The organism is Vibrio sp. D3 (assembly GCF_043995865.1).
Lineage (GTDB): Bacteria > Pseudomonadota > Gammaproteobacteria > Enterobacterales > Vibrionaceae > Vibrio > Vibrio diabolicus.
In genome coordinates this window covers 1,090,817-1,113,458 of record NZ_CP171886.1, presented here as the reverse complement: position 1 = coordinate 1,113,458, position 22,642 = coordinate 1,090,817, and the positions used below count along the sequence as shown (strand labels likewise).

The window sequence follows — 22,642 nt, the reverse complement described above, 5'->3', positions numbered from 1 at the left end:
CCTAGAACATAGGCTGCTCTTGCACCAGATAAGATGATTGGATTTACTCCATGTGCAAAAGCATCACACTCAGCATTTCAGAGAGTTTTTTTTCGTCAAAAAAAATTAAGACGGTTTTCGAGGCACTTGAGAGAACTTAACTAAAACTCGCACTCTGTTACACAGAAAGTGTCAGACTGAGTCAATAATTTATAAAATCTCAGCAGAAACTAAAATTATTGTTTACTCAGTATCGGGTGGGATAAATGCGATGAATACCTTATTTCATTGTTTATTAAGGTTTTGTTTCATTGAAGTAGAAAGAGAGTTGAAAGGAGAAATAGCCGTGAAGACGTGCTAGTCACGGCTGAAATGTTCACTTAATGCAGCGCGACGTTTTGAAGCCGCTCCGGTTTCTGAGCCTTGAACGGTATGCTCAAATCCCTTACGGATGAATCGTTGGTCTGGAATAAGAGGCTCAATACGGCGAATCTGAGGTGAAAGGTGAGAGCCCGAGATCTGGTACGCGGTTTTTCCTAATCCAGTGTTCAACGTGATGACCTTTCCATCGAATTCAAATTCTGTCGTGATGAGTCGATGGTTTCGATATACCCCATCCTCTGTGAAAGTCAGACGTTCTGTTTGGTAGGGTGGCGCGCCGATCTCAATCCACTCGCCGTAGACTTTTTCCGGGTCAATATGGTCTTGATAGGATAGGTGGATTTGATAGCTGAAAAACGTCAAAAGACCCACCCCGAAAACGGCAAATGCGCTTTTGAGGACTTTGGATTGGTGGCGAGCCCAAAATGAAAGTTTTGGTTCCTGTCTTGTTTTCCGCCTTCGGCGAGCTGAGTCCGTCATTGGTCTACTTTTCTTCCCTTTTTTAATATGGTGGAAACCTTCCTTCTCAAAAACAAACAATCCCGTCATTAAGACTAAGAAATTATGATCTAATGTCCACTTTTACATTCGGATACACTCTTATTGATGGTTTTATTGTTTGCTAGCGTTAACTAATTCACCGACTTTATCTCACTAATTACGTCGTCTGGTTAAGCCTAGAAAAAGTTAGCCTCGCTCAGTAGCAAAGGATGTGCTTTATAACGTTGGCTTAATGGCTTTCAGAGCTTGAGTAACAGGAAGAAACAAGGTAAAAAAGAGCGGACTTTTGATAAGGAAACCAATAATGAGTATTAAGGAAAATAGCTATTTTGCAGGTAGTGTAAAATCACTAGGCTTTAACCAGAATGATCAGGACGTTAGCGTTGGTGTAATGCTTCCTGGTGAATACACGTTCGGCACTCAAGCGCCTGAGCGTATGACGGTTGTAAAAGGTGCACTTGTGGTCAAGCGTGTCGGCGAGAGTGATTGGACGACTTACCAAAGTGGTGAGTTTTTTGAAGTGGAAGGGAACTCTTCGTTTGAGCTTCAAGTGAAAGACGCGACTGCGTATTTATGTGAGTACTTCTAAAGCGTCCTTTTTGCCTGTAATAAAGCCACCTTCGGGTGGTTTTTTCGTCTATGTCCTTCACTTATAACGCATCTTTTGGTTATTTGGGTATATACTTAATAAAAATGTACCCATCGACCAGGGAGGAAGTGATGGCAGTACAACGCAAGCATTCTGATCTCCCTCCTCGTTACGAGGACAAAGATCTCACCAATGAGCAAAGACATCGTTTTACCGAGGTCGCCAATGCAGCCCATAAGAGACGTGAATTCTATCGACGTGCTCTAGGGAAAGGCTTAATGGGCAAAGTGAAGGACCGTGCGTTTAAAGGCCAATTCAGTCGCCAGCAAGATAAGCCGAGCAGAGTGTTGCAAGCTGTGTGGCTAATCGTATTTCTGGTGCTGGGGCTATGGGTGATGCATGTATTCGCTTAACCGTTAGCAAGCTTCTGACACAGCCGGCGTTGCAGAGGCTGACTTCTCTTCGGTATTGCAGTGTTCGTAATACGCGTATTGGTTTTTCCCTGTGTGCTTAGCCGCATACATTGCTTTATCTGCGCACCGAGTCAATTCAGATAAATCCTTCGCATCTTGTTTGTAGATAGCAGCGCCCACACTCATTGTTAACTCGTTAATCATATCGTAGCTTCGGTAGCCTTTTGGGAATAGATTCACAATACGCTTCAAAATGCTGTCTAGGTCATCTTTACTGTTTATGTCGTACAGCATGAGCACAAACTCGTCGCCCGCAAATCGAGCGATGGAGTAGTCGTGTTTGTCGGTTTTTCTGTCTTTATGGCGAACATTGTTTTTTAATCGAGTTGCAAAGGCTTGAAGCACTTGGTCACCAATATCGTGTCCGTAGGTATCGTTAATGTGTTTGAAGTTATCAATATCTAGGAAGACCAGAGCAGTGATACTGTCATCAGGTGAATGGTTGATCTCATCGAGCTTTGCTCGCGCCCAAGTTTCAAAGCTCCAGCGGTTGGCAAGCCCTGTGAGTTGGTCAAAATACGCCAACTCTTCAATCCCTTCACGATAAAGTGTTTGAATGTAGTTGAGTACTTTTGTGTAGTAATACGAGAATGTGTGACACACAAATGCAGTTGCTATCAGGGTCAGCATAAATCGTCGTTCTATGATGTCACTGGCTGTTGGTAGCCGATCTAAAAAAACGACGCCAAAAAAGATCAGTAAGATATAGGTGCCACTAAACAGCAGACCGACTTTAAACTCATTGATCAGCACCAGAGTGGCGACAATAGGGTATAGCCATAGCAGTTTGCCTGAGGGGGCATCGTTATACAGAAGTAGCAATAACCCTTCGAACATCAAAACTGCACTCAGCCATAGGTCGGCATATTGATGATGTCGTTGAACCTTTATCACATAACTGATACCTAAACAGGCTAAAGCACACAGAGCATGGAAAAAGCTTAATCCCCAATTATCCTCAAACAATTGAGCAATGGAGCCATAAGTTAAACATGCCGCGGCGATACTGGAGCATAAAAAGACAATTTTCTTTTTTCTTGTTGAGCGGATATCCGCCATTTCCTCTAAGCGTGCTCCAGCCAATGTCGACATTACGTATCCTTACTTAATTAACGTGTACGCTTATTCTAGGCGGTATTTTAGCGATAAATAGAACAACAAAGTTTCCAAATGTGATGTCAGTCATTTTTAGTATGGGCCTAGAAATGTGGTTTGGTGAGAGTGCTCAAAGCACAACACAGGCTTATAAATTTTTCCATGGCGGATCTTTATGGCTTCAGATAGTTCTATTTATAATTCAAAGTAATGCATTTTCACCGCCGTATTTGCAGGATCTATCCTGACTCAACTCTGTTGGGAGTAGCATGAACTGCGCCTTCTACCTATTGAGCTCATTGTTCGTCAATCGACGATCTCTAAGTTCCGGCAATGAGTTTTTCGTTGTGAAAAAGCATTAGAAATATTTTTCCGAAACAGAGCGAAATATTGTTGTCGTTGTGACCAATATGCGACTAGAATCCGCGCTAAATCACGACCTCATATCGAGCTTCGTTAGAGTCACTCTTTTTCCAAACTGCTTCACACATTTTGTGAGGCAGTTTTTAGTTGTAGGAAAGGTTACAAACATGCCTAAAAGCCAGAACATCAACCAGCGAATGTCTATTGTGGCGTTAGCTTGGCCGATTCTTGTCGAAATTTTGCTACGGACGGCTTTAGGAACCAGTGACGTGTTCATGCTGAGTGGATATTCAGACAAAGCGGTATCCGCTGTTGGTGTGATCACGCAGATTACCTTTTTCTTAATCATCGTTTCGACGTTTGTCAGCAGCGGAACGGGGATTTTGGTTGCCCAATACAATGGCGCAGGGCGCGAGCAAGAGTCTGTGAACGTCGGCGTTGCAAGTATTGCGCTATCTGTGATTGTCGGTGCGTTCTTGAGTGTGATTGCCGTGCTTGGCGCGATATTCCTGCTCCCGTATTACGGTTTGGAGGCGCAAGTCGAGCAATACGCACGTGAATATTTGCTGATCAGCGGAGCGATGACGTTCAACGTCACCATAGGCATAGTCTTTACGACCATTCTGCGTAGCCATGGCTATTCGCGCTCTCCAATGGTGGTGAACTTGATCTCGGGTGTGTTCAACATCATTGGTAACTATATTGCGCTTTACCAGCCATTCGGTTTACCTGTGTATGGTGTGCAAGGTGTAGCAATAGCAACCGTCGTCAGCCAAGTCATCGGTACGTTAATGTTATGGTTTATTCTCGCTCGCAGCAGCATTGAACTACCGATGTCGACCATGAAACAAGTGCCCGCAGAGATTTACAAAAAGATCTTAAAAATCGGCGGCATGAACGCGGGTGAAGTGCTGTCTTATAACGTGGCGCAAATCTGCATTGTGTACTTTGTGGTGCAAATGGGGACGGCATCGTTGGCGGCTTTCACTTATGCACAAAACATTGCCCGTTTCTCGTTTGCTTTCGCGTTGGCAATTGGTCAGGCTGCGCAAATTCAGACCGGTTACTACATCGGTAAAGGTTGGGTGAGCAGCATTTTAAAACGTGTACAAGTCTACTTCGTAGTGGGATTTGTGGCATCAACGGCGGCAACCACACTGATTTACCTGTTTAGAGAAGAGATTCTACGCGTATTTACCGATCAACCGGAAATACTCGCATTGGCAGGCTCGTTAGTCATGGGCTCAATTTTGCTCGAAGCCGGACGTGTGTTTAACCTGATTTTTATCGCGGGGCTGAAAGGCGCGGGTGACATCAAGTTCCCAGTGCAAATGGGGATTTTGAGTATGTGGGGACTAGGCGTGCTTTTCTCCTACATCTTTGGCATCCACATGGGTTATGGCGTTTTAGGGGCTTGGATGGCAATCGCTCTCGATGAATGGGTGCGTGGTATCATCATGGCAAGGCGTTGGCGCTCTCAGGTGTGGACCAAGTTTAAGGTGAGCTAACGGTTTGCTGTATCACGCATCACGCTTATTCTGTTGTTAGAAACCAAAAAAGGCACTGATAGTCAGTGCCTTTTTGTTATTTAAAATCTGGAGGACATTAGAATTCGCACTCAGCTCTGAACACCATGCGCTCTTTGCTGTATGGATGATCCAGCTCTAGCATCTCAGCATGCAGGTGTAAGCGATTCGCTTTTTCGCCGTATAAACCATCACCAACCATCGGCATGTTTAACCCCATGTGATGAGCACTGTGTACACGTAGTTGGTGAGTTCGCCCGGTTTTCGGATACATGTATACCTTGCTGCGTCCATCTTTGACTTCAATCAGTTGCCAGTAGGTTTCTGCATGTTTCCCGTGTTCAAAACACACCAGTTGACGTGGGCGGTCGTCGGGGTCACCACGCATTGGCAGTGAAATTTCCCCTTCCGGCTCGTTCAATACGCCTTCGAGCAGTGCCATATAACGTTTTTGTACGCCGCGAGCCATAAACTGTTTTTGCAGACTTTTGTTCGCGCGTTTAGTTAAGGCAAACACCAAAATGCCAGAGGTCGCCATGTCGAGGCGATGAATCACAAACGGCCCTTCCACATTAGGGAACATCGCTTGTAGGCGCGTATAAGCAGAGTCCTTGATAGTTTTACCTGGCACTGAAAGTAAGCCCGAGGGCTTGTTGACGACGACCATAGCGTCGTCTTGGTAGATTATCTCTAGCTCTTTGTCTTCTGCCCAATTCTCCGCCAATGGGTTAGGTTCGACATCCAGCCCTTGCATCATATGGCCCAAAATCGGCTGACATTTGCTGTTGCACGATGGGTAGAATTTTTTGTGTTGGCGAACTTCAGACTTTGGCGACACACCCCACCAAAATTCTGCCAGCGCCAGCGGTTTGAATCCGTGTTTAAACGCGTATTGAAGCAGTTTTGGCGCAGCACATTCCCCCGCACCTGCTGGTGGGGTTGGGTTTGTGGTGTCCGCAAAAATGTCCACCAAGTCGCGTGTTTCGCCATGGCTGTTTAGGAAGCGGTATTGTTTATGCAGTTTGTGCTGTAAAGCGTTGGAGAGTGTCTTGCGCTGCTCTTTCAGGTGAGCAAGTTGCTGCTCTAACTCGGCCAAGCGCGCTTCTTTGATTGCAAGCTTTTCATCCCACGCTTGCTTTAAGTATTTGAGAGCGTTTTTCTCGGCGACACTTTGTTTACCCAACTCATCCAACAAGATTTTGAGGTCATCGGCATTGAGAGTTTGCTCGCCCTGTTGGCGCTGTCGTTTGCGTGCGGCGCGGCCGTCTATCATCACTTGGCGCTGTGTTTGCTCTTCTTGCTGATAAGCGGCTCGGTCGGCTTGGATTTGCGCTTTAAGATCTGCCAATTCCGGATTCGCAGCACAGGTTTTGTACTCCGCATTGGCGGCGTTGATGGCATCCGTTTCTGCGCGGAAGAAGCCTTCATCGGTCAGCATGTCGTACACAGGAGGGACAAATCTTGGAATCAAGTTTTGGTCGGCAATTTTGCCAGAAAACGCACTTAAAAAGCCGAGCTCGCCTTGAGGGCTTTTTACCAGCAATACGCCAAACATTTTGCCTCGCCCCGTTTCTTCATTAACCAAACCAAAATCGTGTTCGAAGTCGGTTTGTGCTAATAAGTGCTGTTGCAATTGCTTTGCAGCCATAACGCAAAGAGGATGCGGCGTGTAGTAGAACGGAAACGTAAACTGCGTTGGTAATTCATAGTCAGAAGTATCAGCAGTAAAACGAGTAAAACAATGTTCAGGCGAGTGCATGGTGGGTATCCGCGCGAGTAAAAAATCGAGCGAGGATTGTACCTGTTTGAGTCTGGATTGCCATGTCGGTGTTGGCACTCGCTCTTGGATTAAGAACAAGAGCGAGTGGGGAAGCGCTTATTGCAGTTTTTGTAATGTCAGTTTCCACTGTGCCGGTTTGTCGTAGTAGGCCGAGTGCGGCAAGGTCAGGTACTCGCCATTTACTTCTGCAATCAGGGTTGGATAACCACCAACGTGTAACTGGCGCATCAACTGTCGGCTAGAGCGAATTTTCTCATCTAGATCGGCTTCGCTTAACGTCATGTTTTGCTCCCACACATCGTTTGCTAAACCTAGCGATTCTGCAATGGCTTTGAGCGTCGATGCTTCATTCACTTTTAACCCGAGCTGATAATGCGCAGATTGGATGGCCTTTAGCATGTGCCATGGATTCAGCCCCATTTTCTCCGCACTCAAGATCGCTTGTGTTGGTAGATAAGAATCAAGAACAAACGCATCTTCGCTTTTCACGCGTTGCAGATATGCTTCACCAAACGTTGCTCCGGTTTCGGTTGCGATACGAGCGTCACTGTTGATGATGTGCTGACGAAATTCAGATTCAATCGCGCGTTTCTCAATCATACCGCCGGGATGAAGCTCTACCTTAAATTGAGAGGTGTCCATCAAGGCTTCGATGAGTGGTGATGCCCCGTAGCACCAACCACACATGGGATCGAAGAAGTAATGCACGGTTACCATGACATTTCACCAGTATGCACTTTCGCACCGATTTCTAGCGCGATTGGCAATTGAGCTTCTGGGTATTTCGCTGACATGGTGTCAATGAGTTGAACGCTGTTATTGCTGTGTTTTTTCGCTTGCTGAAAATCCTGCAAGTATTGTTGCGAGTAGTGAATGGTGTCTGCGTTCAGCTTTGTGCCTGCTTTCATGTGACCAGGAATGACCACTTGAGGTTTAAGCGCAAGCATCTCGCTAAGCTGCTGCTCCCAAGCATTGATAGCGGTTTGGTCAGCGGCATCGGCCATCCACAAATGTACGTTTGAGTACACGGCTACGTTACCTAGAATCGCTTTGTTATCTGGAATCCATAGGTAAGGGCGGTGTGCTGATGTGCCATGGTTACCACGAATTTCAATCTTATGACCTTCTAGCTCTAATGATGCTTTATCGTACGCGACAGGGATCACTGGTTTTACCGGTGCGTTTGCGCCCAGCTTTGGTCCCCAGTACGCCAGCTTTCCAGCCAATTTCTCTTTAATAATTTTTTGAACCGCAGGCGTTGCGATGATCTGCGCATCAGGGAACTGTCGGTGTAAGGCCTCTGCGCCAAAGTAGTAGTCTGGGTCCGCTTGGCTGATAAAAATGGTTTTAAGCGTTTTGCCTGAGTCCAACACTTTAGCGGCAATGCGCATCGCGTCAGCTTTGGTGAAGCCAGTGTCGATGACCATGGCGTCAGTCTCACCATATACCAAGGTTGAGTTAACGTGGAAGCTGTTACCGTCGGCGTTGTAAACCTCAAGAGTAAGGGGAGAGTGGTTTGCCGCTAGGACAGGGCTTGCCATTAAAATGGATGCAGCAATCAAAGTGAATTTTTTCATAATAAGCTCCTAAAGAATTTGGGGCCAAGCGACGATGGCTTGGGAACGGGAGCTATATTAGAAAATTGATACGCTCGGAAAAATACACAATAATGTGCATCACTATTTCTTATTTCGAGCAAATGTATGGACAGAGTAACGGCAGCAAAAGTGTTTGTGGATGTGGTGTATTCTGGCAGTTTTACCGCGACCGCCGAGCGGTTAGACATGTCTCGGCCAATGGTGACTCGTTATGTAGAGGCGATGGAGAACTGGCTGCAAACTCGTTTGTTGCACCGCACCACGCGCAAGGTGTCGCTCACCACCGCAGGGGAACGCAGCTTGCCTCAGATTGAGCGCTGGTTGAAACAGGCCGATACGTTGACGTCGAACATTGCCGTTGATGGTGAACTGTCCGGAAAAATCCGTCTCGCGTCTAGCACTTCATTTGGGTTCTCACAGTTGATCCCAGCAGTAAACAGTTTTATGCAAAAGCACCCCAAAGTGCATATCGACATAGATCTGCAAGATTCAGTGAGTGATCTAACCGAGCAACGCATCGATCTGGCAATCCGAATTGCATCAGATCCCGATCCTTCTTTGATTGGTAAGCCGATTGCGGTGTGTGAATCGGTGTTGGTGGCATCGCCGCAATACTTGCAAACTCATCGCGCGATCGCGCATCCGCGAGATTTATCTTCACACGACTGTTTGGGTTACAAAAACTTTGAGCGTCACGTGTGGCATTTGTCTCAGGGCGACCAGTTCGAATCGGTGGGAATTGAGTGTCGCCTAACCAGCAATGAGGCCACGGCGTTATTGCATGGCGCTTTGCAAGGCATGGGTATTTCGATGCTGCCAACCTATTTGAGCAATATCTATCTGCAATCGGGTCAGCTTGAGTCGGTGTTGCCGGATTGGAAGCCAAATGATCTCAACATTTACGCGCTATATTCATCGCGTAAACACTTGTCTCCTGCGGTGAGAGCCTTCATCGATCACAGTGAAGATTACTTTAAACAGCACCCTTGGTAATCGCGAAAGGCCTCGTCATCCCGACTTGAGATTCATACAAGATCCTGTACCTTACATGGATATATTTTTCGCAGCGTCATTTAGAGTTTTAGTTAATGTCACAAGTTCGCATCAAATTTATTGCTTCCGATATGGATGGCACTTTGCTTGACCAATACGGTCGTTTGGATCCAGAGTTTTTCGACCTGTTTTTGCAACTGGAAGAGCAAGGCATTTTGTTCTCCGCTGCGTCTGGTCGTCAGTATTACAGCCTGCGAGACACGTTCGCGCCAATCAAAGATCGAGTGTTGTATGTGGCCGAAAACGGCACCTTGGTGATGTACCAAGACAAAGAGCTCTACAGTTGCACTATTCCTAAAGCGGAAGTGGCGGAGATTGTGAAAGCGGCTCGTGAAATTGACGGAGCAAACATCGTATTGTGTGGCAAGCGCTCGGCGTACATCGAAACGCATGATCAGCAATCGCTGGAAGAATTTCAAAAGTACTACCACCGCTGTGAATATGTGCCGGATTTGCTTGAGGTCGAAGACGAGTTTATTAAGGTAGCAATTTGTCACTTTGACGGTTCGGAAGAGCTCCTGTTCCCGACCATGAACGCGAAGTTTGGCGCAACGCATAAAGTCGCAGTGAGCGCAAAAATTTGGCTGGATGTGATGAATGCCGAGGCGTCTAAAGGCGCGGCCATCCAGCACCTTCAAGAGACGATGAATTTTACTCCGGCAGAAACCATGACGTTTGGTGATTACCTCAACGACCTCGAAATGCTGCAAGTCAGTGAGCATTCGTACGCGGTTGCCAATGCGCATGAAGAGATTAAGAAAATCGCTCGTTATTCTGCGCCAAGCAACCAAGAGGCTGGGGTACTAAAAGTGATTAAAGAGAAAGTGTTAGCGAAGTAACGCTCATCCTTTCGATGTTCTTTTCTTGTTAACGTAAAAAGCCCCGCAGTGTATGCGGGGCTTTGTTTTTTTGTGTGGTGGGAGGGGGTAGTAATGTTCCCGTTTTTTAGCGCACGTACTTAGCGGTTGCGCTGACTAAAAAATGCTGCTGCTTTCCGTCCGATTTTGGCACCCACAAGTCGTTGTGGTATTGGTAGATACGGCCATTGACGGTCACAGACAATGTGTTATCACCCGTTTGTTCCATACGAATAAACTGATCCGAAGTGACCAAAAACGGCTCTTGCTCTTCAATACTTTGACCCGTTGCCAATACGAAGTAGCCGAATCGGTTGCCAGCATCCGGATCGGTTGAGTAGATTCGATGCCCAACGAGGCTGTAGTCGTCGTTGAGTGCCTGCTCAAGCGTTTTTTGCCCGATGGTTTCGTGCGATGGGATAAATACCCAAGCCAACACACCTGCCGCAATAACTGCTAGTAGAAGCAGTACTTGCATGAACTTTCTCATCATAAATACCGTTTAACGTTGAAATTTCATTTTGTACATGCGCTTATCCGCTATGCTGATAAGAAAGTCAACATTGTTACTGTCTTTTGGGTATTGCGCTAAGCCCATGCTGGTTGATAGTGTTGCGACGTTGTCGGAATTTAGTATTGGCGCATCAAATACCGCATTGATATGCTCACGAACGCCTTCTTCATCAACATGCTCCCCTTCGAGGATGACGGCGAACTCATCGCCTCCCATGCGATAGACGGTAAAATCATTCAACGCCATAGATTTAAGCCGTCTAGCAATTTCACGCAGTACGGTGTCTCCCACTTGGTGACCGTGTGTATCGTTAACACTTTTAAAACCATTTAAATCTAAAATCCACAGAGAAAAAGGCCTTTTCTCTTGAGTGAGCTCATTCAGGTTGATAAATAGTGCATTGCGATTTCCAAGATGAGTCAGTGGGTCGCTGAGCGCCAGTTTTCTATGGAAATGGGATTCACGATAAAAGAAATAAGTCAGAGACAGGATCGACAAAACGAATGTAGCAAACAGCATATACTGCGCTTGCATTAACCGTTGCGTTTCTCCTTTCTGTGCCTCATAGACTTTGCTGCTTAGGCGAAAGTTCTGATTAACGAAATCGACCAAGCTTAAGTACAGTGTTTGAGTGGATCGATAAAATTGAGCCGCAGCTTGGCTATCGCCAGTTCTTGCTTCAACTAATTGCGCTTCCAGACCCTGAAATTCCTCAAAAAGATCAATGAAATACTGATGCATATTATTTCGAGAGAAAAAAGTGTAGGCTTCATTACTACTAATTAATAAATCGAATCTACTCCAGGCCAATTCATATTGCAGCTCTGCACCTTCGATATTTAATACATTTTCATCGACTCGTCTCGCTTCTCCGACAAGTTCCGAAAGCTCTTTAGAGAGTTGGAATAAAAACCAGGTTGCTTGTTTTTGCTCATTATTAAAGTTTTGTGACAGTGCGCGTGTCTGCTGCAGAAGCAATACATTTGCGAGAAGCAAAGAAGTGGCAAACACCACAAGCAACATTTTACTGGTTGTAGAGTATTGTGGTGCTCTCTGCTTTTGATAGGTGGGTTCTGATAACTTCATTCTTATTATTTTGCTTTCATCTCATTTACTTGCCAGACCATTTGCGCGTGATATTTATTGTAGTTGAGCTCAGGATAGAGACTAAGAGAGTATATTACCCAAAATGGCCCCTTATTCCTGACTTTTATATAGTGTTGATCTTGTTGGTAAGCCAGTATTGGTTGGTATCTAAGAATGTCTTGTCGAGACAGTGTCGAGTGATAGTCATTCAAGCTACTGACATCAACTTGTTCTGGCACTTTGCCATAGACGTGGGTGAGGAGCGTGCTAAGTTTGACCCCAAGAAATTCAGAAGAAGCAGGGATCCAAGGCAGCGTGGTTGTGTAGCTGGTGGTTGGTAAAGATTGAATCTCTTCCAGTTTTAATGTGACACTAGGTTGTTGGCTACTGCTAAATACGATCGTACTTGCAGATAAGAATGGCGCAACAAAAAACAGACCTAGCGCGACTATCTTTTTCATCATATGCCCTTTGAGTTTTATTCTTTTTGCTGAGCTAGGACAAAGGTGCTAGCGGTACTTTATTTGTAATTGTAATAATAGAGCCAACCGGATGAGATTTTATAATATGTTATGTTTGAAAAGTAACTGTCGGTTTACTGTACGTCAAGGTTATTAAGTGACTTCTTAATTAAAAGGTCAGAAATATGCGTTATTATTTCTCTCTATAACGAATTCGTGTCAGTTCGCAGATTTTTAATGGAAATTAATCCTATTTTCAACCGATGAATTGTATTGTGAATGAGAATTATAAGGGTTAATGATTGAGGTATAAGCAAACCCGATTTCATCCTCACATTGTTCTCTATCTTTATTCCAATGTTATTTAAGATTGGTATGTTAATACGCACCAAAAATAAAGCCACCTAGGTAGGTGACTTTATTTTTTAATTCATCAAGTTACTTCTATGAATTAGCCAAACAAATACTTCGCATGGAAGTTGAGATGATCGTCAATAAAGCTTGAGATGAAATAATAGCTATGGTCATAACCAGATTGCATTCTTAAGTTCAGGTTTGAATCATGCACTTTTGCTGCAGCAACCAGCGCTTCTGGCCTAAGTTGTTCGTTAAGGAAGCCATCAGCATCACCTTGATCAACCAAAATAGGAAGTGGTGATGGTTTTTGCTTGAGAAGCTCACTTGCATCGTATTGCTTCCAGCTCTCAATATCTTTGCCTAAGTAAGCAGTAAAGGCTTTTTGTCCCCAAGGGCATCGGACTGGGTTACAGATAGGGCTAAACGCCGATATTGAGCGATATTGTTCTGCGTTTTTCAGACCAATGGTTAATGCTCCGTGACCTCCCATGCTGTGCCCAGAAATGGATTTTACTTCTGAGACAGGGAAATTGCTTTCAATGATCTCTGGTAACTCTTTAGTCACGTAATCGTACATGAAGTAATGCAGTGACCAAGGTGCTTGAGTCGCATTAAGGTAAAAGCCAGCTCCTTTACCCAGGTCATAGTTTTCATCGTCAGCGATACCTTCGCCTCTTGGACTCGTGTCCGGAGCAATGATCGCAATGCCAAGCTCGGCCGCCATACGAAATGCGCCCGCTTTCTGCATAAAGTTTTCATCGGTGCAGGTTAAGCCCGACAACCAGTATAAAGCGGGTACGGGGTTCGATTTAGTGGCATTCGGTGGTAAGAAAATCGCAAAGCGCATCGTGCAGTTTAGGGCTTTGGATTCGTGTGTATATTGTTTGTGCCAACCGCCAAACACTTTGGTTTGGCTTACATTTTCAATGGTCATGAATAAACTCTCTAACAACAGAATGAATTCAGGCTCCCCAAAAGGAGAGCCTGAGGCAGCATTATTGATCCATATGAATAACAGTACGGATGCTCTTACCTTCGTGCATCAGATCAAACGCTTTGTTTACGTCAGCCAATCCCATTGTATGAGTAATGAACTCTTGTAAGCCAAACTCACCAGCCATGTAACGGTTTACGATTTCTGGAAGCTCAGAGCGGCCTTTAACACCTCCGAAAGCCGAGCCTCGCCATACGCGACCAGTTACTAGTTGGAATGGACGAGTTGAGATCTCTTGACCTGCACCCGCAACACCGATGATCACCGACTCACCCCAACCTTTGTGACAACACTCAAGTGCCTGACGCATCACGTTTACGTTACCGATACATTCGAATGAGTAGTCAACACCACCGTCAGTCATTTCAACAATCACTTCTTGGATAGGCTTGTCGAATTTCTGTGGGTTAATCACATCGGTTGCGCCTAGCTGTTTTGCAAGATCGAATTTGCTTTCGTTGATATCGATACCGATGATGCGGCTTGCACCCACCATGCGTGCACCGATGATCGCTGAAAGACCGATACCACCCAGACCGAATATCGCAACCGTGTCGCCTTTTTCAACTTTTGCCGTATTCATAACTGCGCCCATACCGGTTGTTACGCCACAACCTAACAGACACACTTCTTCAAGTGGTGCATCTTTGTTTACTTTCGCTAGCGAGATTTCAGGGAGTACCGTGTACTCAGAGAAAGTAGAACAACCCATGTAGTGGAAGATGGTTTCACCGTTGATAGAAAAACGGCTTGTACCATCGGGCATCAGACCTTTACCTTGTGTTTCACGCACGGCCTGACAAAGGTTGGTTTTGCCCGATTTACAGAACTTACACTCGCCACATTCTGCGGTGTAAAGAGGAATCACGTGGTCGCCAACCTCAACGCTGGTAACGCCTTCGCCAACCATTTCAACAATACCGCCACCTTCGTGACCAAGAATAGAAGGGAAGATGCCTTCTGGATCGTCGCCTGACAGAGTGAACGCATCAGTATGACAAACACCTGTTGCGACGATGCGCACTAGCACTTCACCCGCTTTAGGAAGCTGTACATCCACTTCTTCCATTTTCAGTGGTTCGCCAGCGGCCCATGCAACCATTGCCTTGGATTTGATGTGAGTTTGACCAGGTTTGATTTCAACAGTCATTGGATTTTCCTTTATATTCTCAGTATATGGAGTGACGTAATAAGCGTAGTTAAGGTTTGCTTACTGCGCTGCGTCGTTTTGCTGGTATCCATTCTAGGTGTTTCAATAAAAATGATAATCCGTCCATGTTGAAAATGATTTTTACATATACGTAATAATGTTAAGGTGAGTGGACAACAAGAGTGTGATGCCTCCTCAAAGCGGAAGGGAAAGCGGAAAAGGCAGTTGACCTGAAGTTAGGTCGAGGGACTAGAGTAGAAAACAATCAACCCATCAGCGAAGTAAGAATGATTATGAACAAGACGGATCTGAATGCCTATTTAACCAAGCTCGGTTTGCCAAGAGAGCTACCTGCCGATTTAGAAACATTACATAAAATACACGTGGCGCAGCACCACAGCCTGCCGTTTGAGAACTTTGATATTGCATTGCAGCGCGGCATCTCTGTTGAGATTGAAGACATCATTCAAAAAACCGTGTATCAACCTCGCGGTGGTTACTGCTTTGAATTGAATGGCTTAATGCTTGAGGTACTCAATACTCTCGGATTTGAAGCACGCAGTTTACTAGGACGTGTGCATGTGTCGGGCACACCAACTGGCCGTAGTCATCAAATCACGTTGGTGACGCTGGATGAACAAGCATGGATTGTTGATGTGGGCTTTGGCTCCAATACGCCGCGAGCGCCATTGCCGTTTATCCTCAACCAAGTGATTCAGACGGATTTACAAACCTTCCGCTTTGTCGAAGATGCTCAGTTTGGTTACTTCCTTCAAGTGTTGTCAACGGATGGAACGGACACATGGAACAACCTTTATAGCTTCGATTTAGAGTTTGTGTTTGCGGGTGATATCGCGTGTGGCAACTTTTTTACTTCCACTTCTACTCACTCGCGTTTTACCAGCGCAAGAGTCGCGGCGAAAGCAACAGAAAGTGGGTTGGTGACATTGCTTAACTACACACTCAAATACACCAGCCAAGGTGAGCAAACAGAATTGGAGTTAGAGCCAGGCCAAGCCTATCTGGATGCATTGAAAGAATACTTCGGCATTGAACTTGATGCGCAGTACGGCGATCTTCGTCCGTTGCCTGATGCGTAAAATTCTCCCGTTTTCAAAGCGTAGCGCGACGAGAACATTTTCATCACTATTTGTCTAAAAGAGGTCGACAGGAATACAGCATGGCGAATTGGGAAGGGGTCAGCGAATTTGTTGCTGTGGCGGAAACCAACAGTTTTACCGGAGCAGCAGCTAAGCTGAAAACATCGGTGGCACAAATCAGTCGTCGGGTATCAGCACTTGAAGAACGACTTGCGGTGAAATTGCTGCATCGCACGACGCGAAAAGTCTCCCTGTCTGAAGCCGGACAACTCTATTACCAGCAGTGTAAACATTTGGTGGAAGGGTTAGAACTGGCCGAGCTTGCCGTAACGCAAATGCAGACCGAACCGCGCGGTTTGCTGCGCGTGACGGCTCCTGTGACGTATGGGGAAATGAACCTCGCGCCGCTTTTGCATCAGTTTTTGGAAAAGTACCCGCGTGTGGATCTTGATTTAGTGCTGACCAACCAAAAGCTGGATTTGATTGAGCAAGGTGTGGACGTGGCGATTCGTCTTGGCCGCTTGCAAGATTCCAGCATGATTGCCAAGCGTCTTTCCTCACGTCAAACCTACGTGTGTGCCAGTCCGATGTACTTGGAGCGTTTTGGTGAGCCACATACGTTGTCGGAATTGGGACGGCATCAGTGCTTGGTTGGCTCGGTCGACTATTGGCACTTTAAGGAAAATAAACGCGATAAATCTTTACGCGTGTCGGGACGGATTAAATGCAACAGCGGTTTTGCTTTGGTGGACGCAGCGAAACGCGGTCTGGGTTTAGTGCAGCTGCCGGATTACTACGTTCAAGAAGCATTAGACAGTGGTGAGTTAGTCGAGGTGCTGACCGATTACCGCGATGATCGCGAAGGCATTTGGGCGCTGTATCCGCAAAGTCGCAATTTGTCGCCAAAAGTGCGGTTATTGATCGACTTTTTGGCGCAAGAGCTTGTTGATTAGCGGTTTAAAGTGCCTCATTACAAGGTATGTTGCTAAAACGCCCGGTGGTGCCGGGCGTTTTTATTGGGATGAGAGCTGGAATCGAAAAGACATGAACCACTATTGATTGGATTCCGCGTCTTCACGTTTAATCACTTTGTGCCCGTCTTCCGACACGCCTTGTTTCCAATAGCTGCTGATGTAGATATTTTCACGATCAACTTCTTTCTCGTTGCGGAAGTATTGGCGTAGCGCGCGCATTGAATCGAACTCACAGGCACACCATACTGCGGCGTCCCCATCTAGCCATTTTTGTTCGCGTACCGCTTCTGCTAGGGTTTGACTTTCTGTAAGCCAAATTAGCTCCATACCAGTTGGTGCGTGCAGAGGCTGGATGTCTGCCGCAGACATCACACTGATCACGGCGTAGCCTTTTGCCTCTTCTGGTAGCGTACGAATTTTCGCAGAAAGCGCTGGAAGTGCCGTCATATCGGCAGCCATGAAGAACCAATCCGCCTCCGTATTTAAGTTGGAGATGCTACCCGGCCCCACGATGCTGATCGTGTCGCCTTTTTGCGCGGCCATTGCCCAACGTGCTGCAAATCCGCATTGCAGATCTTGCGTTACGTGTCGGACGAAATCCACTTCGATTGAGCTGGTTTCTGGATGAAAGCGTCGAATTGTGTAAGTGCGCATGATTGGTCGGTCGTCTTCTGACAGGATGCTCAGATCCGAGCCACCCATATCGTTAAACAGTAATTTGATGTAACTGCCTTCGCAGTCACGAGGAAAGTGGCTCAGCGCCTCACCTTGCAAGGTAATGCGCTGCATGTTTGGAGTAATTGTCTCTGTGTCTGTGACAACAATCGTTTTAGGTTGAGGCTTCTTCTTCATCTTTGACTCTACTCGATAATTATTCTCTTTCTCATTTAAGGTTATCAAGATCTCTCATAAGAGGGTAGTGTCTTTATATAAATTTACACTGTGAATTGAGCTGGATTATTGGATTATTGGATTATTGGAGTATTGCAGTGGTACTGGGGACTGGGGCGAGCAAAATACGTAGAAAAAATAAGAAAGGGCACGCCAACATGCCCTTTCGAACTTAGCGATGTAAAGGCTTACTGAGTCTGCTCAAGTAAATGTGTTTTTAGGAATCTATCCATCGCTTGGTAACCATCAAGACGGTTCTCCAAAGAGCGGAATCCGTGCCCCTCATTTTCCTTCACGATGTATTCGACCTCGACGCCTCGTTCGCGCAGTGCATCAACGATTTGGTCTGACTCGCTCTTCACCACGCGTGGATCTTGTGCTCCCTGTAGAACCAATAAGGGTGCCTTAATTTGGTCGACATGGAACACTGGTGAGTAGGCTTTCATCATTTTCGCGTCTTCAGGATCATTCGGATTGCCTACTTGCTCGTGTAACATTGCAAGGAATGGTGCCCAATAAGGTGGAATGGAGTCCATAAAGGTAAATAAGTTAGATACGCCAACGTAGTCGATTCCGCACTTATACAAATCAGGAGTGAATGTCACCCCCGCCAGAGTTGCGTAGCCGCCATAAGAGGCACCATAAATACATACGTTGCCATCTTGTGCGTAACCTTGTTCGGTAGCCCATTTGACACCGTCGGTAATGTCATCCTGCATGGATTGTCCCCATTGCTTGAACGACTTCTCCCAAAACTCGCGACCATAACCAGTTGATCCCCTGAAGTTCATTTGCAGCACCGCGATACCGCGGTTAGCGAATAATTGTACCTCAGGCTGAAATCCCCAGTGATCACGAGCCCATGGACCGCCGTGTGGGAGCACAAGCAAAGGCAGATCTTTGGCCTCTTGACCCTTCGGCAGCGTTAGGTACCCATGAATGGTTTCTCCATCGCGAGCGGTGTATTGGATAGGCGTCATCTTCGCCATATGTTCTGGCTTATGCCATGGAGCGTTTTCTGCCAATTTCTCCAATTTGTCTGCTTTACGATCGTAGAAGTAGTAATTTGGTCGATCGACATCGCTGTAGGTGACGACAATCATTTTACTTTCATCTCGCGTCGCACTGGTTACAGAAATTTCTACATTTGGCAGTTTCTCTGAGAGGCGTTCGAAGGTTTGTTGGTAGGAATCATCTAAGAAGTGATAGTGGTTTTTATCTGTCACGTAAGAGACTGAAACCAGCTTATTAAGCGCTTCAGAGTAATGAGCGCTATTCACGTCAACTTCCGGATGAGAGAAGATTTCTCGTATTTCTTTATTGGCTTTTACATCGTATTCAACGATGGCTGATTTATCACGCGTAATTCGTGATGCCACATATAAGTTTTTGTTGTCCGGCGTGAATGAAATGGGGCTAAAGCTCTCTTTGAAAGTGAGATTCTTTAGCGGCTTAAATTCATCTTCAACCGTATCGCGATATAAAACGGAGGTATTAACACCATCTGATGTGGTGATGACACGAATGTTGCCATCGTGATCGGTACCCCATGAGCGCACATTGCCCGGGTTTTGCGCGACGAGAGTATTTTCGCCTGTTTTTAGATTATGTCGATAAACATCAAAGACTTGCGGGTTACGCTCGTTACTCGAAATCAAAATGTCATCGGGTTGATTGTCTAGTGTGTCGATAACGTATGCCACAACACCGGATGTCGGTGTGATGGTTTTCTCTTCGCCTGTTTTGACATTAACCGTCACGAGATAAAAGTTCTCATCTCCTCCCGTATCACGAGAGTAAATTACGGTGTCTTCGCCAACCCAGTAGTAGTATGCGATGTCACGCCCTGTTACGGATGTGACGCGTTTTATCTGATCGGGATTATCTGTGGGATAAACAAAGACGTTCTTACGGTCTTGCCATGGCTTCATCATTGAGATGTAGTCACCAGAAGGAGAGATTTGATAGCTAGAAACTTCGCTGTTTTTAAAGAAATAATCCACTGGATACTCGGGTGGAATGACTTCAGCATTGGTTGTGGTGGATGTTTGACTGCAACCCGCCAATAATAATCCAAAAGTGGCAGCAAGAATAAGCTTGCGAGTGTGCATTGTGTAACGCTCCTTGTGTAAAGGACCTTAAGCTCATGAGCTTTTGGCCAGGGTGATAGATTCATCGCAGTTACTGCGAGCAAGCAACGAACATTAAAAATAGCTGTGGCTTATGATTAGTGTGCTTTTAATAAATAGCGCATTGCTTCGCTACTATGACCCTGGCATTGTCCAAAAGTGGCGTTAGATTGTGATTATTGATTCAGTATCTACCTGAACTTTGTATTAGATCACGGTTTTACGGCTATTTTGTCTTCTATATCATTGGGATAGTAGACAGCAGTAAAAGCGCTGCCATCCCATAGTTAAACCCTTTTACACGCCTAGATGTGGTCAACCAGCGTTGAAGTTGCATGCCTGCCGCGGTCCAAAATGTTACCGATGGCAAGTTGGCTAAACAGAAGATACCGGCGATAAAAGTCAGTTCAAGCCAAGAACCGCCACTGGTGTATACCGTAATGGCCGTCAACGCCATCGACCAACCTTTTGGGTTCACCCACTGGAATGCCACCGCCCCTAAAAAAGACATCGGGCGAAAATCGTGTTTTGCTTCGGTTTTGCCGCTCGTGGCGATTTTGTACGTCAAGTACAGCAAATAACTCAAGCTCAATACTTTCAAAATGGAGTGAGTAATCGGGTAAGCGTTGAAGAGACTCATCAAACCAATGCCCACCAAAATTAACATGGCACCAAAACCGAAGGTAATGCCCAACATGTGTGGAATGGTTCGTTTAAAGCCAACATTTGCCCCTGAGGTCATCAACATAATGTTATTGGGACCCGGCGTAAAAGTGGAGACAAAAGCGAACAACGCCAAAGCGCCCAGTTGATGATATTCCATAGATTGTTCCTTGAATCAGTTCTCGATAAGTTGAGAACAACTATAAGTAGAACTGAGGTCAATATTGTGCTTTTATTTGATGATTAGAAACTAAATAAGCAATGAAACATCATCATGGATAGATTTGACGAAAGAATATTGCAAGTGCTCAAACGAGACGGAAGAATCTCCAATGTGGAGCTGTCGGAACGCGTTGGTTTATCTCCGTCTGCAACCTTACGCCGAGTGCAAGATTTAGAGCGTAAAGGCGTGATCAAAGGCTACCGAGCAGTACTGGATAATCAGCAACTTGGCGTGGGTTTTGTCGCTTATGTGTCGATTGGTTTGGCCTCGCACTCTAAGCAAGCACAGCTTGGTTTTGAAGAACACGTGCGCTTTGTGGATGAAGTGGTGGAATGTCACAATATTACGGGAGCTAATGAATATTTAATACGCGTAGAAACGCAAAGTTTAGCCGCATATAAAGCGTTCCATGCCGATGTACTGGGTGAGTGTGAGCACGTCAAGTCGATCACAACCATGGTGGTAATGGACACACCGAAAGACGAACGTTAGTCGGTCAAGAGTGGCATGGTTTTGTGGCACATGAATTTGAAGTGACTCGAAAGAGTCAGTCGAGTATGAGATAAGTACACAACAAATGCTGGAAAGCAGATGGCACTCTTACAATTTCCACCTTTATTCTCACCTTCGAAATAATCTCATCCTGCTAGTTTTGCTTAAACCGCTTGTGTTCATGAGCGGCGAGTCAGCAAATTTAAGGATGAACGATGAAATCACATGTAACACTTCCTCTTTTGAGCTTAAGCGCTGTTGCCGCATTGAGCTCATTTAACGTCAACGCCCACGGCTGGGTAGAATTTCCAAGTGCTCGTCAGAATACGTGTTATTTAGACGGTGGTTTTTGGACCAATGAGATCCCCAACCAAGCGTGTAAAGCGGCTTTTGAAGAATCTGGTGCTTACCCGTTTGTGCAACGCAGTGAAATTGCAGCAAACGTACCAAATTACCGAGATATGGAGCATGTTAAAGCCGTAGTCCGTGACGGCGAACTGTGTTCTGCCGGCGATGCCGCTAAGAAAGGCTTGAACATTCCTTCTCCAAACTGGCAGCGCACCAATGTTACGCCAGATGCAAATAACCAGATTGAATTGGTGTTTTACGGCAAGGCGCCGCACAACCCATCATACTGGGAATTCTATCTCACCAAGCCGACTTATGATGATTCAAAACCGCTTACTTGGAGTGATTTAGAGCTGATCGACACCGCAGGTGATGTGTATGTTGATGCGGAAAAACGCTACCGTATTCAGGTGACTTTCCCAGCTGAGCGTTCGGGCGATGCGGTGCTTTATACTCGTTGGCAGCGCATTGATGTCGCTGGTGAAGGTTTCTACAACTGTAGTGACATTACGTTAAACGGAACGGGCACGACGCCGCCGACTGACCCCGTTGATCCAACCGAACCAGGTAATAATCTGACATCTCTGGGCTACTTTGTTCAGCAAGGTTTTGGACCAGTAGAAGCGGGTGACACCATCCGTTTCCGTACGTTTAATGCGACAGGCAATGAAATTGTTGATATTTCACTGCCAATCAGCGCAAACAATACGACGACTTGGGCGGCAGAAATTGCGGATCAATTTAACGCGCAGCAAACGGGCGATTGGTATGTAGGCATTTGGCATCAAGAGATGAACCACTACATGTTCGATAGTAAGAACGTGAATGCGAACCAAGTATTAGCGCCAAGCGCAGACTTCAGTTATGCGTTGTCACTGATCAAAGCGGATGTACCGCCACCAGTTGAACCAACCAACTTGTGGGACAAGACGGCCGTTTACGATCAAGGTGATGTGGTGACGCACAACGGTAAAGAATGGACTGCCCAGTGGTGGACGTCTGGTGAGGAACCAGGCACAACGGGTCAATGGGGGGTATGGCGTTAAGCCAGTTATTCGGGCCCTG

At 45.9% G+C, this 22,642-nt stretch carries 22 protein-coding genes; 9 read left to right on the top strand and 13 right to left on the bottom strand.

The window, feature by feature from the left end:
- Window positions 1-336: 336 nt before the first annotated feature.
- Entirely contained in the window at window positions 337-840 is a 504-nt protein-coding gene (locus tag ACHFJ9_RS04885) for a DUF2850 domain-containing protein (protein WP_054866862.1), read from the bottom strand.
- 325 nt (window positions 841-1,165) lie between these two features.
- Here ACHFJ9_RS04885 and ACHFJ9_RS04880 point away from each other — a divergent pair, with 325 nt between their 5' ends.
- A complete protein-coding gene (locus ACHFJ9_RS04880) occupies window positions 1,166-1,450 on the top strand; it encodes a pyrimidine/purine nucleoside phosphorylase (protein WP_005392006.1) in 285 nt (94 codons plus the stop codon).
- 131 nt (window positions 1,451-1,581) lie between these two features.
- On the top strand, window positions 1,582-1,863 hold the full coding sequence (locus tag ACHFJ9_RS04875; protein ID WP_005392005.1) for a hypothetical protein: 282 nt from the start codon (window positions 1,582-1,584) through the stop codon (window positions 1,861-1,863).
- A gap of 3 nt (window positions 1,864-1,866) precedes the next feature.
- Here ACHFJ9_RS04875 and ACHFJ9_RS04870 read toward each other — a convergent pair whose 3' ends face one another.
- Window positions 1,867-3,015, bottom strand: coding sequence for a GGDEF domain-containing protein (locus ACHFJ9_RS04870; protein ID WP_395354027.1), 1,149 nt, complete (start codon window positions 3,013-3,015; stop codon window positions 1,867-1,869).
- Window positions 3,016-3,548: 533 nt separating this feature from the next.
- On the opposite strand from ACHFJ9_RS04870, the gene ACHFJ9_RS04865 reads away from it, so the two are divergent.
- Window positions 3,549-4,889: an MATE family efflux transporter gene (locus ACHFJ9_RS04865; RefSeq protein WP_395354025.1), complete on the top strand. Its 1,341-nt coding sequence runs from the start codon at window positions 3,549-3,551 to the stop codon at window positions 4,887-4,889.
- 97 nt (window positions 4,890-4,986) lie between these two features.
- Here ACHFJ9_RS04865 and ACHFJ9_RS04860 read toward each other — a convergent pair whose 3' ends face one another.
- From ACHFJ9_RS04860 to ACHFJ9_RS04850, 3 genes are all read right to left on the bottom strand, one after another.
- Window positions 4,987-6,666: an RluA family pseudouridine synthase gene (locus ACHFJ9_RS04860; RefSeq protein WP_395354023.1), complete on the bottom strand. Its 1,680-nt coding sequence runs from the start codon at window positions 6,664-6,666 to the stop codon at window positions 4,987-4,989.
- 117 nt (window positions 6,667-6,783) lie between these two features.
- The gene (locus tag ACHFJ9_RS04855) at window positions 6,784-7,404 is read right to left on the bottom strand and encodes a DsbA family protein (protein ID WP_366999528.1); all 621 of its coding nucleotides are present in this window, start codon (window positions 7,402-7,404) and stop codon (window positions 6,784-6,786) included.
- Window positions 7,398-8,264 (bottom strand): MBL fold metallo-hydrolase, encoded by an 867-nt coding sequence (locus ACHFJ9_RS04850; RefSeq protein WP_104970333.1) that lies wholly within the window; start codon window positions 8,262-8,264, stop codon window positions 7,398-7,400. The genes ACHFJ9_RS04855 and ACHFJ9_RS04850 overlap by 7 nt, the downstream gene beginning before the upstream one ends.
- Before the next feature lie 126 nt (window positions 8,265-8,390).
- Between ACHFJ9_RS04850 and ACHFJ9_RS04845 the strand changes: the two genes are divergently transcribed.
- On the top strand, window positions 8,391-9,278 hold the full coding sequence (locus tag ACHFJ9_RS04845) for a LysR family transcriptional regulator (RefSeq protein ID WP_005391995.1): 888 nt from the start codon (window positions 8,391-8,393) through the stop codon (window positions 9,276-9,278).
- Window positions 9,279-9,373: 95 nt separating this feature from the next.
- Window positions 9,374-10,177 carry an HAD family hydrolase gene (locus ACHFJ9_RS04840; protein ID WP_395354020.1) on the top strand — a complete coding sequence of 268 codons (804 nt, stop codon included), beginning with the start codon at window positions 9,374-9,376 and terminating at the stop codon, window positions 10,175-10,177.
- A 106-nt stretch (window positions 10,178-10,283) separates the two neighbouring features.
- On the opposite strand, the gene ACHFJ9_RS04835 is transcribed toward ACHFJ9_RS04840, so the two are convergent.
- From ACHFJ9_RS04835 to ACHFJ9_RS04815, 5 genes are all read right to left on the bottom strand, one after another.
- Window positions 10,284-10,673: a hypothetical protein gene (locus ACHFJ9_RS04835; protein WP_243238676.1), complete on the bottom strand. Its 390-nt coding sequence runs from the start codon at window positions 10,671-10,673 to the stop codon at window positions 10,284-10,286.
- A gap of 24 nt (window positions 10,674-10,697) precedes the next feature.
- On the bottom strand, window positions 10,698-11,795 hold the full coding sequence (locus ACHFJ9_RS04830) for a GGDEF domain-containing protein (protein ID WP_005391988.1): 1,098 nt from the start codon (window positions 11,793-11,795) through the stop codon (window positions 10,698-10,700).
- 5 nt (window positions 11,796-11,800) lie between these two features.
- A complete protein-coding gene (locus ACHFJ9_RS04825) occupies window positions 11,801-12,256 on the bottom strand; it encodes a hypothetical protein (RefSeq protein ID WP_005391987.1) in 456 nt (151 codons plus the stop codon).
- Window positions 12,257-12,707: 451 nt separating this feature from the next.
- Window positions 12,708-13,547, bottom strand: coding sequence for an S-formylglutathione hydrolase (gene fghA, locus ACHFJ9_RS04820; protein ID WP_395354017.1), 840 nt, complete (start codon window positions 13,545-13,547; stop codon window positions 12,708-12,710).
- Window positions 13,548-13,608: 61 nt separating this feature from the next.
- Window positions 13,609-14,757 (bottom strand): S-(hydroxymethyl)glutathione dehydrogenase/class III alcohol dehydrogenase, encoded by a 1,149-nt coding sequence (locus ACHFJ9_RS04815; RefSeq protein ID WP_005391984.1) that lies wholly within the window; start codon window positions 14,755-14,757, stop codon window positions 13,609-13,611.
- Between the two features lie 293 nt (window positions 14,758-15,050).
- Here ACHFJ9_RS04815 and ACHFJ9_RS04810 point away from each other — a divergent pair, with 293 nt between their 5' ends.
- Together ACHFJ9_RS04810 and ACHFJ9_RS04805 are read left to right on the top strand one after the other, a co-directional pair.
- Window positions 15,051-15,857 (top strand): arylamine N-acetyltransferase, encoded by an 807-nt coding sequence (locus tag ACHFJ9_RS04810; RefSeq protein ID WP_395354014.1) that lies wholly within the window; start codon window positions 15,051-15,053, stop codon window positions 15,855-15,857.
- Window positions 15,858-15,937: 80 nt separating this feature from the next.
- The gene (locus ACHFJ9_RS04805; protein WP_020841645.1) at window positions 15,938-16,810 is read left to right on the top strand and encodes a LysR family transcriptional regulator; all 873 of its coding nucleotides are present in this window, start codon (window positions 15,938-15,940) and stop codon (window positions 16,808-16,810) included.
- A gap of 99 nt (window positions 16,811-16,909) precedes the next feature.
- On the opposite strand, the gene ACHFJ9_RS04800 is transcribed toward ACHFJ9_RS04805, so the two are convergent.
- The 3 genes from ACHFJ9_RS04800 to ACHFJ9_RS04790 form a co-directional block, all read right to left on the bottom strand.
- Window positions 16,910-17,683, bottom strand: a complete 774-nt coding sequence (locus ACHFJ9_RS04800; protein ID WP_395354012.1) for a siderophore-interacting protein — start codon at window positions 17,681-17,683, stop codon at window positions 16,910-16,912.
- A gap of 227 nt (window positions 17,684-17,910) precedes the next feature.
- Complete coding sequence (locus tag ACHFJ9_RS04795) at window positions 17,911-19,833, bottom strand: prolyl oligopeptidase family serine peptidase (protein WP_395354010.1); 1,923 nt, start codon at window positions 19,831-19,833, stop codon at window positions 17,911-17,913.
- A gap of 256 nt (window positions 19,834-20,089) precedes the next feature.
- The gene (locus ACHFJ9_RS04790) at window positions 20,090-20,674 is read right to left on the bottom strand and encodes a LysE family translocator (RefSeq protein ID WP_006740964.1); all 585 of its coding nucleotides are present in this window, start codon (window positions 20,672-20,674) and stop codon (window positions 20,090-20,092) included.
- Window positions 20,675-20,788: 114 nt separating this feature from the next.
- Between ACHFJ9_RS04790 and ACHFJ9_RS04785 the strand changes: the two genes are divergently transcribed.
- Both ACHFJ9_RS04785 and ACHFJ9_RS04780 read left to right on the top strand, forming a co-directional pair.
- Window positions 20,789-21,229, top strand: coding sequence for an Lrp/AsnC family transcriptional regulator (locus ACHFJ9_RS04785; protein ID WP_029862756.1), 441 nt, complete (start codon window positions 20,789-20,791; stop codon window positions 21,227-21,229).
- Between the two features lie 215 nt (window positions 21,230-21,444).
- A complete protein-coding gene (locus tag ACHFJ9_RS04780) occupies window positions 21,445-22,623 on the top strand; it encodes a lytic polysaccharide monooxygenase (RefSeq protein WP_006740966.1) in 1,179 nt (392 codons plus the stop codon).
- The last annotated feature ends 19 nt before the right edge of the window (window positions 22,624-22,642 follow it).

What these genes read in the sequence shown, in the direction of transcription:
- ACHFJ9_RS04870 (WP_395354027.1), bottom strand. Translation starts at nt 3,015, where the DNA reads ATGTCGACATTGGCTGGAGCACGCTTAGAGGAAATGGCGGATATCCGC.
- ACHFJ9_RS04780 (WP_006740966.1), top strand. Translation starts at nt 21,445, where the DNA reads ATGAAATCACATGTAACACTTCCTCTTTTGAGCTTAAGCGCTGTTGCC.
- ACHFJ9_RS04810 (WP_395354014.1), top strand. Translation starts at nt 15,051, where the DNA reads ATGAACAAGACGGATCTGAATGCCTATTTAACCAAGCTCGGTTTGCCA.
- ACHFJ9_RS04855 (WP_366999528.1), bottom strand. Translation starts at nt 7,404, where the DNA reads ATGGTAACCGTGCATTACTTCTTCGATCCCATGTGTGGTTGGTGCTAC.
- ACHFJ9_RS04825 (WP_005391987.1), bottom strand. Translation starts at nt 12,256, where the DNA reads ATGAAAAAGATAGTCGCGCTAGGTCTGTTTTTTGTTGCGCCATTCTTA.
- ACHFJ9_RS04865 (WP_395354025.1), top strand. Translation starts at nt 3,549, where the DNA reads ATGCCTAAAAGCCAGAACATCAACCAGCGAATGTCTATTGTGGCGTTA.
- ACHFJ9_RS04785 (WP_029862756.1), top strand. Translation starts at nt 20,789, where the DNA reads ATGGATAGATTTGACGAAAGAATATTGCAAGTGCTCAAACGAGACGGA.
- ACHFJ9_RS04845 (WP_005391995.1), top strand. Translation starts at nt 8,391, where the DNA reads ATGGACAGAGTAACGGCAGCAAAAGTGTTTGTGGATGTGGTGTATTCT.
- ACHFJ9_RS04835 (WP_243238676.1), bottom strand. Translation starts at nt 10,673, where the DNA reads ATGCAAGTACTGCTTCTACTAGCAGTTATTGCGGCAGGTGTGTTGGCT.
- ACHFJ9_RS04850 (WP_104970333.1), bottom strand. Translation starts at nt 8,264, where the DNA reads ATGAAAAAATTCACTTTGATTGCTGCATCCATTTTAATGGCAAGCCCT.
- ACHFJ9_RS04830 (WP_005391988.1), bottom strand. Translation starts at nt 11,795, where the DNA reads ATGAAGTTATCAGAACCCACCTATCAAAAGCAGAGAGCACCACAATAC.
- ACHFJ9_RS04885 (WP_054866862.1), bottom strand. Translation starts at nt 840, where the DNA reads ATGACGGACTCAGCTCGCCGAAGGCGGAAAACAAGACAGGAACCAAAA.
- ACHFJ9_RS04840 (WP_395354020.1), top strand. Translation starts at nt 9,374, where the DNA reads ATGTCACAAGTTCGCATCAAATTTATTGCTTCCGATATGGATGGCACT.
- fghA (WP_395354017.1), bottom strand. Translation starts at nt 13,547, where the DNA reads ATGACCATTGAAAATGTAAGCCAAACCAAAGTGTTTGGCGGTTGGCAC.
- ACHFJ9_RS04795 (WP_395354010.1), bottom strand. Translation starts at nt 19,833, where the DNA reads ATGCACACTCGCAAGCTTATTCTTGCTGCCACTTTTGGATTATTATTG.
- ACHFJ9_RS04800 (WP_395354012.1), bottom strand. Translation starts at nt 17,683, where the DNA reads ATGAAGAAGAAGCCTCAACCTAAAACGATTGTTGTCACAGACACAGAG.
- ACHFJ9_RS04875 (WP_005392005.1), top strand. Translation starts at nt 1,582, where the DNA reads ATGGCAGTACAACGCAAGCATTCTGATCTCCCTCCTCGTTACGAGGAC.
- ACHFJ9_RS04880 (WP_005392006.1), top strand. Translation starts at nt 1,166, where the DNA reads ATGAGTATTAAGGAAAATAGCTATTTTGCAGGTAGTGTAAAATCACTA.
- ACHFJ9_RS04790 (WP_006740964.1), bottom strand. Translation starts at nt 20,674, where the DNA reads ATGGAATATCATCAACTGGGCGCTTTGGCGTTGTTCGCTTTTGTCTCC.
- ACHFJ9_RS04815 (WP_005391984.1), bottom strand. Translation starts at nt 14,757, where the DNA reads ATGACTGTTGAAATCAAACCTGGTCAAACTCACATCAAATCCAAGGCA.
- ACHFJ9_RS04860 (WP_395354023.1), bottom strand. Translation starts at nt 6,666, where the DNA reads ATGCACTCGCCTGAACATTGTTTTACTCGTTTTACTGCTGATACTTCT.
- ACHFJ9_RS04805 (WP_020841645.1), top strand. Translation starts at nt 15,938, where the DNA reads ATGGCGAATTGGGAAGGGGTCAGCGAATTTGTTGCTGTGGCGGAAACC.